Origin of the sequence: Devosia beringensis, from assembly GCF_014926585.1 — a bacterium.
Taxonomy (GTDB): domain Bacteria; phylum Pseudomonadota; class Alphaproteobacteria; order Rhizobiales; family Devosiaceae; genus Devosia; species Devosia beringensis.
The window spans coordinates 2,455,925-2,472,097 of record NZ_CP045422.1 but is presented as its reverse complement, the minus strand read 5'-3'; the positions used below and the strand labels follow the sequence as shown (position 1 = coordinate 2,472,097).

The following is a 16,173-nucleotide window of genomic DNA, read 5'->3' as shown; positions in this document are numbered from 1 at the left end:
CAACATGCTTTAGACTGCCCCTGGGTGGGAGGCGCTCGGTCATGACCAATCAGCGGGTCTACAATTACAGCTTTGCCAGCATTTATCCGCTCTACGTCACGAAGGCGGAACGCAAGAGCCGCACCCGGCAGGAAGTCGACCAAATCCTCTTCTGGCTCACCGGCCATGACAGGCAAAGCCTCGACCAGGCCATTGCATCGGGCGTGACGCTGGAAAATTTCTTCGCCCAGGCGCCGGCCATGAACCCGGCCCGATCCCTGGTCACCGGCGTCATCTGCGGGGTGCGGGTAGAGGAAATTGCCGAGCCAACAATGCGCGAAATCCGCATCATGGACAAACTCATCGACGAGCTCGCCAAGGGCAGGTCCATGGCAAAAATCCTACGCACCCCCGCCGCCTGACCGCGGCATAGCAGCACCTTTGTTCAAGTATCGACATCAGTCTGTCGGTATTGTCAGCCTGCACAAACTGGTCGCGGTCCTCTACATCTACCGCAACAGCAGCGCGGCACCCGCGCCAGTTCAGGAGATATGACCATGACGCTCGAACTCGGAGGCATCCATCACCTCACGGCGGTCACCGCCGAGCCCAAGAAGAACCTGGCCTTTTATACCCAGACACTGGGCATGCGGTTGATCAAGAAGACGGTCAACCAGGACCAGACCACCGCCTATCACCTGTTCTATGGCGATGGCGTGGCTTCCCCGGGCGCCGATCTGACCTTCTTTGATTTCGAGACGGCACGCGAGCAGCGCGGCAACCACACCGTCAGCCGCACCGGCCTGCGCGTCGACAGCGAGGACAGCCTGAACTGGTGGAAGAACCACCTGCAGACGAAAAACGTCGGCACCAGCGCCATCAAGGAGCGCAACGGCCAGCTCTCCCTCGATTTCGAGGATTTCGAGGGCCAGCGCTTCCGCATGGTGATTGATGCGGTCAACAAGGTCGTGCCCTGGGCCAAGTCGCCGGTACCGGCTGAACGCCAAATCATCGGCCTGGGCCCCATCTCGATGGCCGTGCCGCGGCTAGATCGTACCGAAGCCGTGCTCACCCAGGTGATGAACATGCGCAAGGTCCGCTCCTACGCCATGACCAGCCACACGCCGGAAACTCATGTCTTTGAAATGGGCCCCGGCGGCCCGGGCGCCGAGCTGCATGTTGTTGTCGATCCCGCGCTGCCGCCAGCCCGGCCCGGTGCCGGTGGCGTGCATCACGTTGCCTTCCGCACGCCCGATCAGGACAGCCTGCGGCTCTGGATCGATCGGGTCACTCAGGCCGGCATTCGCTCGAGCGGCGAAGTGGAGCGCTTCTACTTCACCTCGCTCTATTTCCGCGAGCCCAATGGCATCCTGTTCGAGATTGCCACCGACGTCCCCGGCTTTGCCGCCGACGAGCCGATGGAAAGCCTTGGCGAGACCCTGGCTTTGCCGCCCTTCCTCGAAAGCCGCCGCGCCAGCATCGAGGCCAATCTCAAGCCGCTGGTGTAATCCACCGGCCCGCCTCTCCCCCGCGGGGGAGAGGCACCGCGGCTTATGCCGTCAGGCCTTGCTTTTGCAGCCCACGCCTTACTTTTGCAGCCATTGTCGTGCATGACTAATCTGCCAGCACGCGCTCCCTCGTGCATCTGCAGACTCAGTTCGAGGCCATCATGGACGAACCAAAACCAAGCCCCTTCGCCCTCAACCGCGGTCGCATCGTCATTCTGGTGCTTGGTGCCCTTATCGTGGTCATCGCCATCTCGACCTCGCTGGGCGGCATCAATGCCTATCAGCAGTTGCGCGAAGCCAATGCCGAGGCGACCTCGCCGGCGCCAAGCCAGGCGCCAGCGCAGTAGTCCGCCTCAGGCCGCCGCAAACACCTGCGGCACGGCCTCGGCGATAAAGCCGCCACCCCAGACTTCCGCGGTGGCGGTGTCATCGGCATAGAACACGCAGGCCTGTCCGGGCGACACGCCATATTCCCCGCTCACCAGCGTCACGAACACATCGCCATCCCGGCTGTGGATCACCGCTGACTGCGGCCCGGTAGTCGAGCGGATCTTGACCTCGACCGGGGCGCCATTGCCGGCGCTGAGCTCGGCCAGCGGCGTGCCGCCCAGCCAGTTCACATTGCGCAACCGCACCGTATGGGTCTTGAGTGCCTCGCGCGGCCCCACGATCACCTGCCGGCTCTTGTAGTCGAGCTTGATCACGTAGAGCGGCTCGGCCGCGGCAATGCCAAGGCCCTTGCGCTGGCCGATCGTGTAATTGACAATTCCGGCATGTTGACCCAGCACGCGGCCATCCAGATGCACGATGTCACCGCCGGCCACGGCCTCGGGATGCATCTTGCGGATGATGTCGGCATACTTGCCCTGCGGCACGAAGCAGATGTCCTGGCTGTCATGCTTTTCGGCGATTTCGAGCCCCATCTCGCGCGCCATTTCGCGCACCGCCGCCTTGCTGAGGCCGCCGAGCGGAAAGCGCAGATAATCGAGTTGCTCCTGGGTGGTGGCAAACAGGAAATAGGTCTGGTCGCGCTCGGCATCGACCGGCCGGAACAGCTGTCGCCGCCCGTCCTCGCCCAGCCGCGACTGCACGTAATGTCCCGTGGCCAGCACATCGGCGCCTAGGTCCCGCGCCACTTCCAGCAGATCGACGAACTTGACCGACTGATTGCAGGCAATGCAGGGCACCGGGGTCTCGCCCTGCTGATAGGCATTGGCAAAGGGCGCAATGACGCTGCGCTTGAAGCGCTCTTCATAGTCGAGCACGTAATGGGGAATGCCCAGGGCGGCGGCGACCCGGCGCGCATCATGAATGTCCTGGCCGGCACAGCAGGCGCCCTTGCGATGGGTCGCCTCGCCATGATCATAAAGCTGCAGCGTAACGCCGACGACGTCATAGCCCTGTCGGGCCAAGAGGCCGGCAACGACCGAGGAATCCACGCCGCCGGACATCGCGACTACAACGCGCGTGTCTTCGGGGCGCTTGGCAATATCAAGCGAGTTCATATCTGTCCTGTATCCGGTTGGGTTCAAGGGCCAGCGGATTAATTGGTGGCCGCTAGATACAGCTTTCGCCGCGCGCCCGCAACATTTGCCCGGCAACTATTGCCGCCTGCCCCTATTGGTATCGCCAGGCCGCGACCCGGCGCTTGGGTCAAGCTGTTGCAGCAAAATGAGATTTGCCGGATTTCCCAAACTGGCAAGGCGCTTGCATTGATCTGGTCGGACTAGTCTCATTCTTGCGAGCCAAACCGTGGCATCTCACCTGACCGTTACCAGCAAAGCCCCAACGGGCGCTTCAACCACCAGGGCTTTCAACGCCCAGGGGGCCGAAGCCGACGATGGCGCAAATGGTGCATTCGCCGCCTTGCTGGGCGGCAGCGAACCGGCCGCGGAGGGCAAGGCAACTGCTGGTTCCAAGCTGGAATCGGCGCTCAGCAAGCTGGCGAGCCTGATCCTGGGCGATGCCCAGCCGGGCGAAGCCGACAGCGAGCCGCAAGATCCCGAGGCCATGGCCACCGCCATCGACGCGACACTGCCCATTGCCACCCCGATCGACGCCAAGGCCATGTTTGCCGGTCTGGTCAAGGATCTGGCCGCCCTCAAGCAGAGCCTGGAGGCCGGCGAAGCGGCCGATCCCGAACTGCTCAAGCGCATTGATAGCGCGCTCGAGGGCCTGAGCGCCAAGCTCGACATCGACCTGTCCGCCCTGGCGACGCCATCGCTGGCCGATCTGGCAGCCCTGGCCCAGCCATCCGCGGATGGCGATCTCAGCACCACCGCGCGCCTGGCCCAGGGCATGGCCCCACTGGCCCAGGCCCTGCTCGGTGGCGAAGCCACCGCCGCCAATGCCGATGCCGGCGCCGACGTGACCCAGTTGCTGCAGTCCATTGGCGACAAGCTCGCCAAACTGGCGCAGGCCCTCAAGAGCGATGGCAATACTGCCAGCGCTCTGGCCAGCCTCAACCTGCAGGCCGACAGCGCCGCTGATGCCGACCTCGCCGCCGCCATAGCCAAATTGCTGGCAGCCCCCGCCGTGGCCGATTCCGGCGCCACCGGACCGGCGCTCGGCACGCCCAGCCTCAGCCTCACCGAGACCGCGCTGATCGGCAAGCCTGCCGAGGCCGGGGCCGCCGCCACGTCGACCACGGATTCAGCCGACAGCGCGACACCGGCCCCGGTGCTCAGCGTCGATGCCAAGGCCGGTTCAGGCGGTGATGCCCCCACCGACCAGGACGCCAAGCCCAGGGACGATACCGACAAGACCCCCGCCGATACCAAGGCCAATGCGGCCGCCGCTGCCACGGTCAACGAGATTCGCAACGACACGCAGGGTACCGCGCAGAATACGGTGCAGGCTGCCCGCGCCGATGCCGTGGCGCCGCGCGTCATCCAGGCCGGCTACCAGACCAGCCAGCAGCAGCTCAACCTGCCGCAACTGGCCTTCGAGCTGGTCCGCCAGGTCAATGACGGCAATACCCGCTTCCAGATGCGCCTCGATCCGCCCGAGCTGGGCCGTATCGACGTCAAGCTAGACATCGACAAGTCCGGCCAGATCAATGCCCGCCTGGTGGTGGAGAAATCCGAGACGCTCGACCTGATGCAGCGCGATCAGCGCGCCCTGGAACGGGCGCTGCAGCAGGCCGGTCTCGATGCCGGCAAGACCAACCTTGAATTCTCGCTCAAGCAGAGCCCCTTCAGTGGTGGCCAGCAGCAGGCGCGCGACGACCAGGGCCAGCAGTTCAGCCTCAATGGCGGCCGGGTTGATGACATCGAAGAAGCCCCACCCACTGTCAATCTCTACCGCGCCAGCCTCACGGCCAGCGGCGTTAACATCATCGCGTAAGGAGTAGTTGTTATGGCTGTCAGCAATGTATCGGGTACCAGCAACACGACGACATCGTCCTCGGCACGTGCCGGCATAGCGGACAATTTCGATACCTTCCTCAGCATCCTGACCACCCAGCTGAAGAACCAGAATCCGCTGGACCCGCTCGACACCAACCAGTTCACCCAGCAGCTGGTGCAGTTCTCCGGCGTCGAGCAGCAGCTCAAGACCAATGAATTTCTCGAAACGCTGATGCTGGCCGGCCAGAACACCGCCAAGTCCGACGCCGTGTCCTATATCGGCAAGGAAGTCACCTCCTCGGGCAAGACCGGCGAGTTGACGGACAGCGATGCCGTCTTCTGGGCCTATAGCGCCGACGCCAATGCCACCAACGCCAATGTCACCATCAAGGACGCCAATGGTCAGGTGGTCTACACGCAGAATGGCCCCCTCGATATTGGGCCCGGCACCTTCCGCTGGGATGGCATCGGCAGCGATGGCAATGCCAAGCCCAATGGTGTCTACACCATCGACATCAAGGGCGCCGATGCCAACGGCAAGGCCGTCAATATCAGCACCGCCTCCATCGGCGTGGTCACCGCCGTCGATTTCACCGGCGCCGTCCCGATCCTCACCATCGGCAGCCGCCGGGTCGCCATTACCGACGTAACCGACGTCCGCATCCCCGATGTCACCGCCAAGCCCCCTGCCACCGAGACGCCGGAAACAGAGGCCTGACGCCACCTTTCTGCACCGACCTGTCGCACACCCTCGGGCCCCGCCTGGGGGTGTTCTGCTGAAGGCACCCTCGATCTTTTCGGTGCCAGGCGGGCATCATCAATCCGCGGCTTTGCTTTAACCTGTTGTAAGCTTTGCCTTAGTCGAATTTTAAGGCAACTGTCCTAGTCTACTCAACATATGGTCAGGTTTGAGTAGAGAGTAAAATGACCGTACAGATGCGACCTCGCGTTAAGTACGTTATCGGGCCGGACGGAAGTCCGCTCACGATTGCAGATCTTCCCCCCGCGAATACGCGGCGGTGGGTCATTCGCCGTAAAGCCGAAGTCGTCGCTGCTGTGCGCGGCGGTCTGCTCAGCCTTGAAGAGGCCTGCGACCGTTATACACTCAGCGTCGATGAATTTCTGAATTGGCAAGCGGCTATCGACAAGCATGGGCTTGCTGGATTGCGGACGACCTGGATCCAGCACTACCGCGAAGGCTGAGCCGAAAGGCTCCTGGCTCAGATAATCAAAGCCCGCCCGGTTCGCCGGGCGGGCTTTGCTGTTATGGCGTTTGCGCGGTCAGCCATGCCTTGGCCGCCGGCCGCTGCAGCATGCCCTGGTAATAGGCCTCCGCCGCAGGCATGGGCGCATGCTCGAACGGAATGGCAAACCAGCGGTGCAGCCCCAGCGTGATGGCAATATCGGCCAGCGAGAAGGCCGAGCCGATCACAAACGGGCCGCTCCTGGCCAAATGCGCCTCGATGATGGCCATCTTGTCCGTCCAGGCGGCAATCTGCTGGGCCAGCTTGTCCGCGTCATCAAAGCCCGCTTCCTTGCGAATGATCGAGCGCAATGGATAGCCCCAGTGGCTCCCCATGTCGTTGTTTTGCCAGAGCACCCATTGCATCGCCAGCGCCTGCTCCCTGGGGTCTGCCGGCAGCAGCGCGCCGCCGCCATGGGTCTGGTTGAGATAGCCCATGATGGCGATGCTCTCCCACAGCACAAACCCGTCCTCGATCAGCACGGGCACCTGGGCATTGGGGTTGAGCGCCAGGAACTCTGGCACGTGGGGATCGCGCAGCGGCAGTCCCCAGTCCTCCCGCTCATGGGCAATGCCCAGCTCATCGAGCACCCAGAGCGCCTTGCGCACATTTATCGACGTCACGCGACCGAGAATTTTGAGCATATTCGGGAACCCTTCATTCACTTAGCCCGGCACAATCTGCCGGAATTTGCATTCTGCGACAATTCGTTAAGACTCTGTTTACCACCAGGTAGGTAATTTTTGCCCAGCGATCGCCGTGCAGCTTTGCGTCGCATTGGCCCCGTTTGAATCGAGTGTCGGCTTGGACAGTTTCTCACAGTTGATGACCCGCATCGGGCTGCCGCGTCTGGCAGCGATGGCGACCGTCGCTGTGCTCATGCTCGGCTTTTTCGCCTTCCTGATCATGCGGGCGCAGACCCCCAACCTGGCGCCGCTCTATACCGGCCTCGCGCTGGAAGACTCTTCGGCCATCATCAGCGAGTTGCAGACCCTCAACGTACCCTACGAGCTGCGCGGTGAAGGTGACACGATTCTGGTGCCGCGCGAGCAGATCACCACCCTGCGTATGACGCTGGCCGGTTCAGGCCTGCCGCAGCGCGGCCAGGTCGGCTACGAGATCTTCGATGAGCAGTCGACCCTGGGCGCCACCAGCTTTGTGCAGAACATCAACAATGTCCGCGCCCTCGAAGGCGAGCTGGCCCGCACCATCACCTCGCTGACCCGCATCAAGACGGCGCGCGTGCACCTGGTGCTGCCCGAGCGCGAACTGTTCCGGCGCGAGCGCAGCGATCCCTCCGCCTCCATCGTCCTGTCGGTGCGCGGTGAACTCTCGAACGGCGAAATCCGCGCCATCCAGCACATGGTGTCTTCCGCCATCGAGGGCCTCACCCCCAGCCGCGTCTCCATCGTCGATGATCAGGGCAACCTGCTGGCCTCTGGCACCGGCGACGAAGCTGACGGCGCCATGTCGGGCGAAGCCACCGAGCGGACCCTGAGCTACGAGAACCTCATGCGCACCCGCGTCGAGGACATGCTGGCCAATGTCGTAGGCCCCGGCCGTGCCCGCGTCGAAGTATCAGCCGAGATCGACTACAACCGCTCCACCACGACCCAGGAAACCTTCGATCCTGAATCCCAGGTGGTCCGGTCCAGCCAGCTGCGCGAAACCGAAAATCTCACGGCCGGCGCCAATGGCCAGGTCACCGTTGCCAACGAACTGCCGGGCGCCTCGGGTGCCGGCACCGGCGGCGCCTCCGAGCAGGGCACTTCTACCGAGGAAGTGACCAATTACGAAATCTCCAAGACCACCCAGACGGCCGTCACCGAAGCCGGCCAGATCAAGCGCCTGTCGGTGGCCGTGGTGGTCGACGGCACCTATACCGATGACGGCGCTGGCAACATGGTCTACGCGCCGCGCAGTGCCGATGAAGTAACCCAGATCCTCACGCTGGTCCGCTCGGCCGTCGGCTATTCCGACACCCGCGGCGATAGCGTTGAAGTGGTCAACATGCAGTTTGCCGAGCGCCCGTCCATCGCCCCCCCAGGCACCGACGGCACTGGTGGCCTGCTCGACTTCACCCGCGACGACCTGATGAACGGCGCCGAGATGGCCGTCACCCTGCTGATCGCCCTGGCGCTGGTCTTCTTCGTCATGCGTCCGCTGCTCAAGAAGGTCCTGACGCCCGAGACCAAGCCACTCTCGCTGCCTTCGGCCGCCGAAGTTGGTCATAACGGCGTGGTCGGCGCCGACGGACAGCTCATCACCGCCCAGTCCGAGGAGTCCAAGGACAAGACCCCAGCCTGGGTCGCCAACGCCAAGTCGATGGGCGAAACCCAGCTCCAGACGCTCAAAATGGTCGGTGACCTTGTTGAAGAAAACCCCAAGCAGGCCGCGCTGATCGTGCGCGACTGGCTTGGTAGCGCGGCGTAACCCTCATGGCCCTCGTATCCCAATCCGGCGAAACGCCAGCACCCGAAGCCGCCAAGGCCGCCAGCCAGCTGGTTGTCACCGACGCGACGACGACGCGCGTCCTCAAAGGCGACGAAAAGGCCGCCGCACTGCTGCTGGCCCTTGGACCAGATTACGGCAAGCCCATCTTTGACGAGCTCGACGAGCTTGAGGTCAAGCAGCTCAGCCGGGCCATGGTGCGCCTCGGGCCGATCACCCAGGAAATGCTCGATGACCTGATGATCGAGTTCGTCACCGCCGTTTCCTCCAATGGCTCGCTGTCCGGCAATACCGATTCCACCGAGCGCCTGCTGCTCAGCTTCCTCAGTCAGGACAAGGTCGATTCCATAATGGAAGAGATCCGTGGCCCGGCCGGCCGCAACATGTGGGAAAAGCTCTCCAACGTGCAGGCCGACGTCCTGGCCGCCTATCTCAAGAACGAATATCCCCAGACCATCGCCGTGGTGCTCTCCAAGATCGCCACCGACCATGCTTCCCAGGTCCTGGCCGTGCTGCCCGAGGAACTGGCCATGGACGTGGTCACCCGCATGCTTGGCCTCGACCCGGTGCAGAAGGAAATCCTCGAAAAGATCGAGTCCACCCTGCGCACCGAATTCATGTCGACGCTCAACCATTCCAAGCGCCGCGACAGCCACGAACAGATGGCCGAGATCTTCAACTCCTTCGATCGCCAGACCGAGGCCCGCTTCATCACCACGCTCGAAGAGAACAACCGCGACGATGCCGAACGCATCAAGGCGCTGATGTTCACCTTCGAGGACCTGGCCAAGCTCGAATCCTCGGCCATCCAGACCCTGCTGGCGCGCATGGACAAGAAGGAACTGGCCATGGCGCTCAAGGGCGCCAACGACGCGATCAAGGAAACCTTCTTCAACAATATGTCCGGCCGCACCGCCAAGCTGCTCAAGGACGATATGGAGGCCATGGGTCCCGTTCGCCTCAAAGATGTCGACGATGCCCAGGGCCGCATGGTCTCCACGGCCAAGGATCTCGCCGCCAAGGGCGAGATCATGATCATGAAGACCAAGTCCGACGATCAGATGGTGGCGTAAGTGGCACAACCCGCACGTTTCACCTTCAATCTCGACATGGGCCAGAAGAGCCAGGCGACGCCGGCCGCGCCGCCCAAGCCCACAGTGCCCGAAGAGCTGGTTGCCGAACTGGTCGCCCAGGCGCGCGAGGACGCCTATGCCGAGGGATTGGCCGCGGGCGAGCGCAACGCCACCTCCATGGCTGCCCAGACCCTCGCCGCGGCCGCGGCCACCCTGGCCACCCAGAGCGCTGCCATGGCCGCAGCGCTGGACGATGCCACTGCCTTGGCCCAGCGCGAGGCCATCAGCCTGGCTGCCGCGATCGGCCGCAAGCTGGCCCTGCACCTGCTGGCCCGCTTTCCCACGGCCGAGCTCGACAGCCTGATCGGCGAATGCATGCAGAGCCTCGGCAGCGTCCCCCATCTGGTGGTGCGCTGCCACCCCTCGATAGCCGATGGTATCCGCGATATCGCCACCGCGCAGATGCAGACGTCAGGCTTTTCCGGGCGCCTTGTGGTGATGGGTGACCCCGATCAGCGCGTCGGCGACGGCAAGCTGGAATGGGTCGATGGCGGTCTCGTCCGCGATATCGGCGCCGTTTCCAAGGATATCGACAAGAAGATCACCGCCTATCTCGCCGCCAAGTCCGGCAAACCCATTGCACAGGAGAGTGGCCATTGAGCGCTTCTGATAACGACCCCGATACCGAAGAACCCATCAGCTTCGAAGAGATGCTGGCCGCCGTCAAGGATGACGCCCCCGAGGCCTATGTCGAGCGTAGCGCCGCCGACCTCGAAGCCGTGTTCGACGTTCCCGTCCGCATTTCGGTCGTACTCGGCCGCACCAAGATGGCCGTTTCCGACCTGCTCAAGCTCGATACCGGCACGGTCATCGAACTGGACCGTCAGGTCGGCGAGGCCGTGGAAATCTTCATCAATGAGCGCCTCGTTGCGCGTGGTGAAATCGTGCTGGTCGAGTCCAAGCTCGGCGTCACCATGACCGAAATCATCAAGCCGCAATAAGGAGGAACTCAGGATGCGTCTGCTAATCATCGGGGCCCTCGAAGGCCAGCTCAGTGAGGCCACCAAGATGGCCATGAATGGCGGCGCCAAGGTCGCGCACGCCCCCTCGGTCGAGATCGCGCTGGCCGCCCTGCGCGCCGGTCGCGGCGCCGATCTCCTGCTGGTCGATGTGGTCATGGACATTGCCGGGCTCATTGCCGGGCTCGAGGGCGAGCGCATCGCTATCCCCGTGGTGGCCTGCGGCGTCGAGGCCAATGCGGCCGCCGCGGTCAACGCCATTCGCGCCGGCGCCAAGGAATATATCCCCCTGCCGCCCGATGCCGAGCTGATCGCGGCCGTCATTGCCGCGGTGGCCCGCGACAGCGCCGAATTCCTGTTCCGCGACCCGGCCATGGAACGTGTCGTCCGGATGGCCGACCAGATCGCCGGTTCCGATGCCTCCATCCTGATCACTGGCGAGAGCGGCACCGGCAAGGAAGTCATCGCCAAATACGTCCATGCCCGCAGTAAGCGCGCCAACAAGCCGTTCATCTCGATCAACTGCGCCGCCATTCCCGAGGCCCTGCTGGAATCCGAACTGTTCGGCCATGAAAAGGGTGCTTTTACCGGCGCCATTGCCCGCCGTATCGGCAAGTTCGAGGAAGCCTCCGGCGGCACCCTGCTGCTCGACGAAATCAGCGAAATGGACGTGCGCCTGCAGTCCAAGCTGTTGCGCGCCATCCAGGAGCGATTGATCGACCGCGTCGGCGGCGGCAAGCCCGTCCCGGTCGACATTCGCATCCTCGCCACCTCCAACCGCAATCTCAACGACGCTGTCCGCGAAGGCAGCTTCCGCGAGGATCTGCTGTTCCGTCTCAACGTCGTCAATCTCAAGCTGCCCCCCCTGCGCGATCGCCCCGGCGACATCGCCGCGCTCAGCGAGCACTTTGTCGACAAATATGCCAAGGCCAATGGCCTGCCACCGCGCGTTCTCTCCCCTGACGCTCGTGCTGCCCTGCTCAAGGCCCCCTGGCCGGGAAATGTCCGTGAGCTGGAAAACACGTTGCATCGCGCGGTGTTGCTCTCTTCAGGCGATGTCATCGGTCCCGATGCCATTGTCCTGCCCGATGGCATGGGTCTCAATGATGTGGCTGCCGCCAGCTCGCTGTCATCGCAGCTGGCGCAGACCGCACAAACCATGTCGGCGGCCCTGGTCGGCCGCACCGTGGCCGATGTCGAGCGCGACCTCATTCTCGATACCCTCGATCACACGCTGGGCAACCGCACCCATGCCGCCACGATCCTGGGCATCTCGATCCGCACGCTGCGCAACAAGCTCAACCAATATGCCGACGAGGGCAGCCCCGTGCCCGAACCCGGCGAACGGCGCTCCGTCGCTTAGGACCTAGATGACCGACCTGCCCACCGGCCGCGTACATTCGCCCTTCAAGCTGCCGACCGCCGCGTCGGTCGTGGACATCATGCGCTCGGGCGATATCGCCCTGGCCATGGGCGTCATGGGGCTCATCGTCATCCTCATCGTGCCGATCCCGCCGCTGCTGCTCGACGGCCTGCTGGCTATCTCGATCGTCTTTTCGGTCATGATCCTGATGACGGCGCTGTTCATCCAGAAGCCGCTCGAATTCTCGTCTTTCCCCACCGTGCTGCTGATCGCCACCATGCTGCGGCTGGGCCTCAACCTGGCCACGACCCGCCTGATCCTGGCCGAGGGCCATACCGGCACGGCCGCCGCCGGCCACGTGATCGAGGCCTTCGGCAATTTCGTCATGCGCGGCAATTTCGTCATCGGCGTCGTGGTCTTTGCCATCCTGGTGCTGGTCAACTTCATCGTCATCACCAAGGGTTCGGGCCGTATCGCCGAAGTGGCCGCCCGCTTCAACCTCGACGCCATGCCCGGCAAGCAGATGGCCATCGATGCCGATCTCAGCTCCGGCCTCATCGACGAGGATACCGCCAAGAAGCGCCGCGCCGAGCTCGAAGGCGAAAGCGCCTTCTTCGGCAACATGGACGGCGCCAGCAAGTTCGTGCGTGGCGACGCCATTGCCGGCCTGATCATCACCTTCATCAACGTCATTGCCGGCATCTTCATCGGCATGATGCAGGAGGGCCTCTCCATCCAGGAGGCAGGCAATGTCTATACCCTGCTCACCATTGGTGATGGCCTGGTCTCACAGATCCCCGCCCTGATCGTTTCGACGGCCGCCGGTATCCTGGTGTCCAAGTCCGGCGTCACCGGTTCCGCCGACAAGGCGCTCTCGGCCCAATTCACCGGCTATCCCCGCGCTTTGGGCATGTCCTCGGCCGTCATGGCCCTGCTGGCCTTCCTGCCCGGCATGCCGATCATTCCGTTTCTGTCCATCGCCGGCTTTGTCGGCTATGTCGCCTGGCGCTCCGCCCGCTCCAAGGACGAGCGCATTGCCGATGCCAGCCTGGCCGCGGTCAGCAAGGCCGCGGCCCAGCCCGGTGGCCCGGCCGGACCAAGCCAGGAACAGCCCATCACCGATAGCCTCAAGATCGACGAACTCAAGCTCGAGCTCGGCTATGGCCTGCTCAGCCTGGTCAAGGAAGACGAAAACGGCTCCGATCGCCTTACCGAGCAGATCAAGGCGCTGCGCCGCCAGCTGGCGACCGAGCTGGGCTTTGTCATGCCGCCCGTCCGCATCCTCGACAACATGCAGCTCGAGCCCAATGCCTACAAGGTCCGCATCAAGGAAGTCGAAGCCGGCGCCGGCGAAATCTATGCCAACCAGCTCATGGTCATGGACCCCTATGGCAACCAGATCGATCTGCCGGGTCACCACACCACCGAACCCACCTTCGGCCTGCCCGCCACCTGGATCGAGCCGGCTTTGCGCGACGAGGCCGAACTGCGCGGCCTCTCCATCATCGATCCATCCACAGTAATCTCCACCCACCTCACCGAGGTGCTCAAGGCCAACGTCGCCGACCTGCTCAGCTACGCCAATGTGCAGTCCCTGCTCTCGGGCCTGCCCAAGGAGCAGCAGAAGCTGGTCGAGGACATCGTGCCGGGCCTCATCACCGTCTCGGGCGTGCAGCGCGTGCTGCAGACCCTGCTCAACGAGCGCATCTCGATCCGCGATCTGTCGACCATTCTCGAGGGCATTGCCGAGATCGCCGGCAATGGCCGCTCGGTACAGACCATTGCCGAGCATGTGCGCAGCCGCCTGGCCCGCCAGCTCTGCGCCGCCAATCTGGGCCCGGACGGCAACCTGCCGCTGCTGACGCTCGGCCCGCAATGGGAACGCGACTTTGCCGAAGCCATGGTGGGCGAGGGCGACAACCGCCACCTGGCCATGGCCCCCTCGCGCCTGCAGCAGTTCATCGGTGCGGTCCAGACCGCCTATGAACGCGCCGCCCAGGCTGGCGAAATCCCGGTCCTCATCACCTCGCCCGGCATTCGCGCCCATGTCCGCGCCATCATCGAGCGCTTCCGCCCCCAGACCGTGGTCATGAGCCAGAACGAGGTCCATCCCCGTATCCGCCTCAAGACCATCGGCAGCGTCTGACCATGAGCGAACCGGCCCGCTTTCCCGTTCCAGATGTGGTCAGCCGCCGCGCTATCTCGGAGGGTGAGGCGGGCTTGGCCTGGCTCGCCAACCTAGACGACACCCTCAGCAGTCTCGAACAGGACTGGGGCCTGACCATCGGTCCGGCGCTGCCCGGCGGCACTGCCGCCTTCGTTGCCGAAGCCACCACCGAGACCGGCGAGATCGTCATCCTCAAGCTGGGCACCCCCGGCACCCTCGCCGGCCGTCACGAGGCCGAGGTGCTGCGCCGTGCCGACGGACGGGGTTACGTCAAACTGCTCCGCCATGATCCCGACCGCCATGCCATGCTGCTTGAGCGCCTGGGTGAGCGTCTCGATACGCTCGAACTGCCCTATGAGCGGCAGGTCGACATCATGTGCGCCACCCTGCTGCAGGCCTGGATGCCCGTTCCCGCCGATCTGCCCTGCCCCACCGGCGCCGACAAGGCCAATAGCCTGGCACAAGCCATTCTGTCGCTCAGCTACGACGCTGGCCAGCCCTGCGCCCAGGCTGTCATCGACATGGCGCTGATGTATTGCCAGGATCGCGCCGCGGCCTACCGCCCGGAAAATGCCGTGCTGGCGCATGGCGATCCGCACCCGGCCAACACCCTGGCACTGCTCGACAGCGAGCCGCCGCAGTTCCGCTTCATCGATCCCGATGGACTTGCCATCGAGCCGGCCTATGATCTGGGCGTGCTGCTGCGGGCCTGGCACGAGGGCATTGCCGGCCCCCACGCCCACGACATCGCGCGCAGCCATGTCCGCCACCTGACGCGGCGCACCCAGGTGCCGAGCGAAGCCATCTGGCAATGGGGCTATATCGAGCGCGTCTCCACCGGCCTGCACCTGCTGCAGATCGGCCAGATCGAGGAAGGCCGCATCTATCTCGACGTGGCCGAGGCCATAACCAGCACGATGGGCTAGCGCTCCATCAGCGCCAGCCGGGCACTGAGCAGCACGAAGATCCCGGCAAAGCTCCGCCGCATCCACACCATGATTGCCGGCCGCGTCACCAGCTGGCCACGGATCGCTGCGGCAAACAGCCCATAGACGGCGAATACCACAAAGCTGATCACCATGAACACGCCGCTGAGCTCGAGCATCTGGCGCAGTGCATGGGGCGCGCTCGCCGGCACGAACTGCGGCAGGAAGGCGAAAAAGAAGATCGACAGCTTGGGATTGAGAATATTGATCAGCACCGCTTCGACCAGCACCTTGCGTATCGACTTGTCGGCGCTGTCGGCTTCCACGCTGAGCGAACTGGTGTCGCGCAGCGTCGCCCACGCCATATAGAGCAGATAGGCAACGCCGAGATATTTGATGATCTCGAAGGCCAGCGCACTGGTATGCAAAATGGCCGCCAGCCCGGTAATGGCCGCCAGCATATGGGGGATGATCCCCAGCGTGCAGCCAAAGGCCGCCCAGACACTGGCCTTGCCGCCCCGGCTCAAGCCCGCCGCAATGGTGTAGAGCGCCCCGGTCCCCGGCGAGACCACGACAATCAGCGTGGTGATCAGAAATTCAATGCTCACGATTCAGCTTCCAGTTGGGCGCGGCGCGCCACCACGATTTGCGCGATGATATCATGCGGGATCGGCTTGCTATAGACCAAGCGCACCGTGTCCTTCTTGACCCGATAAGGCCCGATCGCCGCCTCAAAAGCCGCGTCGCCATAATAGACCGGGTAAAGCCCGATATGGTGCTTCCACGCGGCTGCATAGATCACCGGGCGACCCGAAAGCTGCCAGCTCGGCATGTCATACTTGATCATCTCGGCGGCCTCCGGCAGCAGATTCGCAATGGTCTGTCGCACGGCCGCAAAAATCTCCCGCACTCCCTCGGGGAGCGCGGCGATATAGAAATCTACATCCTTGCTGTCATGTTCCATGGTCACCACCATCCCTAACCCGCACCGTGCCTGCATGCTGGCCCGGCCATCACCCAGATCTTGCGCGTTGCCCGTAAACAGCTGCCTTTTGCTGACTTCTGTCATCCCACAGCATCAATATCCCGGTATTTG

The 16,173-nt window shown here is 63.8% G+C and carries 17 protein-coding genes; 13 read left to right on the top strand and 4 right to left on the bottom strand.

Annotation, left to right across the window (positions count from 1 at the left end; translation table 11 throughout):
* The first annotated feature begins 41 nt into the window (after window positions 1–41).
* The 3 genes from GDR53_RS12130 (at window position 42) to GDR53_RS12120 (ending at window position 1,834) form a co-directional block, all read left to right on the top strand.
* The gene (locus tag GDR53_RS12130) at window positions 42–401 is read left to right on the top strand and encodes a DUF2200 domain-containing protein (protein ID WP_193334749.1); all 360 of its coding nucleotides are present in this window, start codon (window positions 42–44) and stop codon (window positions 399–401) included.
* A 135-nt stretch (window positions 402–536) separates the two neighbouring features.
* On the top strand, window positions 537–1,487 hold the full coding sequence (locus GDR53_RS12125; RefSeq protein ID WP_193334748.1) for a ring-cleaving dioxygenase: 951 nt from the start codon (window positions 537–539) through the stop codon (window positions 1,485–1,487).
* 161 nt (window positions 1,488–1,648) lie between these two features.
* Window positions 1,649–1,834 (top strand): hypothetical protein, encoded by a 186-nt coding sequence (locus tag GDR53_RS12120; protein WP_193334747.1) that lies wholly within the window; start codon window positions 1,649–1,651, stop codon window positions 1,832–1,834.
* 6 nt (window positions 1,835–1,840) lie between these two features.
* On the opposite strand, the gene mnmA is transcribed toward GDR53_RS12120, so the two are convergent.
* The gene (gene mnmA / locus GDR53_RS12115) at window positions 1,841–2,992 is read right to left on the bottom strand and encodes a tRNA 2-thiouridine(34) synthase MnmA (RefSeq protein ID WP_193334746.1); all 1,152 of its coding nucleotides are present in this window, start codon (window positions 2,990–2,992) and stop codon (window positions 1,841–1,843) included.
* Between the two features lie 247 nt (window positions 2,993–3,239).
* Here mnmA and GDR53_RS12110 point away from each other — a divergent pair, with 247 nt between their 5' ends.
* The 3 genes from GDR53_RS12110 (at window position 3,240) to sciP (ending at window position 6,037) form a co-directional block, all read left to right on the top strand.
* Complete coding sequence (locus GDR53_RS12110) at window positions 3,240–4,832, top strand: flagellar hook-length control protein FliK (protein WP_193334745.1); 1,593 nt, start codon at window positions 3,240–3,242, stop codon at window positions 4,830–4,832.
* Between the two features lie 12 nt (window positions 4,833–4,844).
* Window positions 4,845–5,552, top strand: coding sequence for a flagellar hook assembly protein FlgD (locus GDR53_RS12105; RefSeq protein WP_193334744.1), 708 nt, complete (start codon window positions 4,845–4,847; stop codon window positions 5,550–5,552).
* A 206-nt stretch (window positions 5,553–5,758) separates the two neighbouring features.
* Window positions 5,759–6,037, top strand: a complete 279-nt coding sequence (gene sciP / locus GDR53_RS12100) for a CtrA inhibitor SciP (RefSeq protein ID WP_035102845.1) — start codon at window positions 5,759–5,761, stop codon at window positions 6,035–6,037.
* Window positions 6,038–6,098: 61 nt separating this feature from the next.
* Here the strand turns inward: sciP and GDR53_RS12095 are convergent, their stop codons facing one another.
* A complete protein-coding gene (locus tag GDR53_RS12095; RefSeq protein ID WP_193334743.1) occupies window positions 6,099–6,722 on the bottom strand; it encodes a glutathione S-transferase family protein in 624 nt (207 codons plus the stop codon).
* Window positions 6,723–6,882: 160 nt separating this feature from the next.
* On the opposite strand from GDR53_RS12095, the gene fliF reads away from it, so the two are divergent.
* Genes fliF through GDR53_RS12060 form a run of 7 tightly spaced genes read left to right on the top strand, consistent with a single transcriptional unit; the run spans window position 6,883 to window position 15,077 of the window.
* Window positions 6,883–8,511, top strand: a complete 1,629-nt coding sequence (fliF, locus tag GDR53_RS12090) for a flagellar basal-body MS-ring/collar protein FliF (protein ID WP_193334742.1) — start codon at window positions 6,883–6,885, stop codon at window positions 8,509–8,511.
* A gap of 5 nt (window positions 8,512–8,516) precedes the next feature.
* Window positions 8,517–9,602 carry a flagellar motor switch protein FliG gene (fliG, locus tag GDR53_RS12085; RefSeq protein ID WP_193334741.1) on the top strand — a complete coding sequence of 362 codons (1,086 nt, stop codon included), beginning with the start codon at window positions 8,517–8,519 and terminating at the stop codon, window positions 9,600–9,602.
* Window positions 9,603–10,262, top strand: coding sequence for a FliH/SctL family protein (locus tag GDR53_RS12080; protein WP_193334740.1), 660 nt, complete (start codon window positions 9,603–9,605; stop codon window positions 10,260–10,262). It begins immediately after the preceding gene.
* 50 nt (window positions 10,263–10,312) lie between these two features.
* Complete coding sequence (gene fliN, locus GDR53_RS12075; RefSeq protein ID WP_193338072.1) at window positions 10,313–10,603, top strand: flagellar motor switch protein FliN; 291 nt, start codon at window positions 10,313–10,315, stop codon at window positions 10,601–10,603.
* Window positions 10,604–10,616: 13 nt separating this feature from the next.
* On the top strand, window positions 10,617–11,984 hold the full coding sequence (gene flbD, locus GDR53_RS12070; protein WP_193334739.1) for a sigma-54-dependent transcriptional regulator FlbD: 1,368 nt from the start codon (window positions 10,617–10,619) through the stop codon (window positions 11,982–11,984).
* A gap of 7 nt (window positions 11,985–11,991) precedes the next feature.
* Entirely contained in the window at window positions 11,992–14,130 is a 2,139-nt protein-coding gene (gene flhA, locus GDR53_RS12065; RefSeq protein ID WP_193334738.1) for a flagellar biosynthesis protein FlhA, read from the top strand.
* A 2-nt stretch (window positions 14,131–14,132) separates the two neighbouring features.
* The gene (locus GDR53_RS12060; protein ID WP_193334737.1) at window positions 14,133–15,077 is read left to right on the top strand and encodes an aminoglycoside phosphotransferase family protein; all 945 of its coding nucleotides are present in this window, start codon (window positions 14,133–14,135) and stop codon (window positions 15,075–15,077) included.
* Here GDR53_RS12060 and GDR53_RS12055 read toward each other — a convergent pair.
* Together GDR53_RS12055 and GDR53_RS12050 are read right to left on the bottom strand one after the other, a co-directional pair.
* Complete coding sequence (locus GDR53_RS12055) at window positions 15,074–15,685, bottom strand: LysE family translocator (RefSeq protein WP_193334736.1); 612 nt, start codon at window positions 15,683–15,685, stop codon at window positions 15,074–15,076. The genes GDR53_RS12060 and GDR53_RS12055 overlap by 4 nt on opposite strands.
* Complete coding sequence (locus tag GDR53_RS12050) at window positions 15,682–16,146, bottom strand: iron chaperone (protein ID WP_193334735.1); 465 nt, start codon at window positions 16,144–16,146, stop codon at window positions 15,682–15,684. The genes GDR53_RS12055 and GDR53_RS12050 overlap by 4 nt, the downstream gene beginning before the upstream one ends.
* Between the last annotated feature and the right edge of the window lie 27 nt (window positions 16,147–16,173).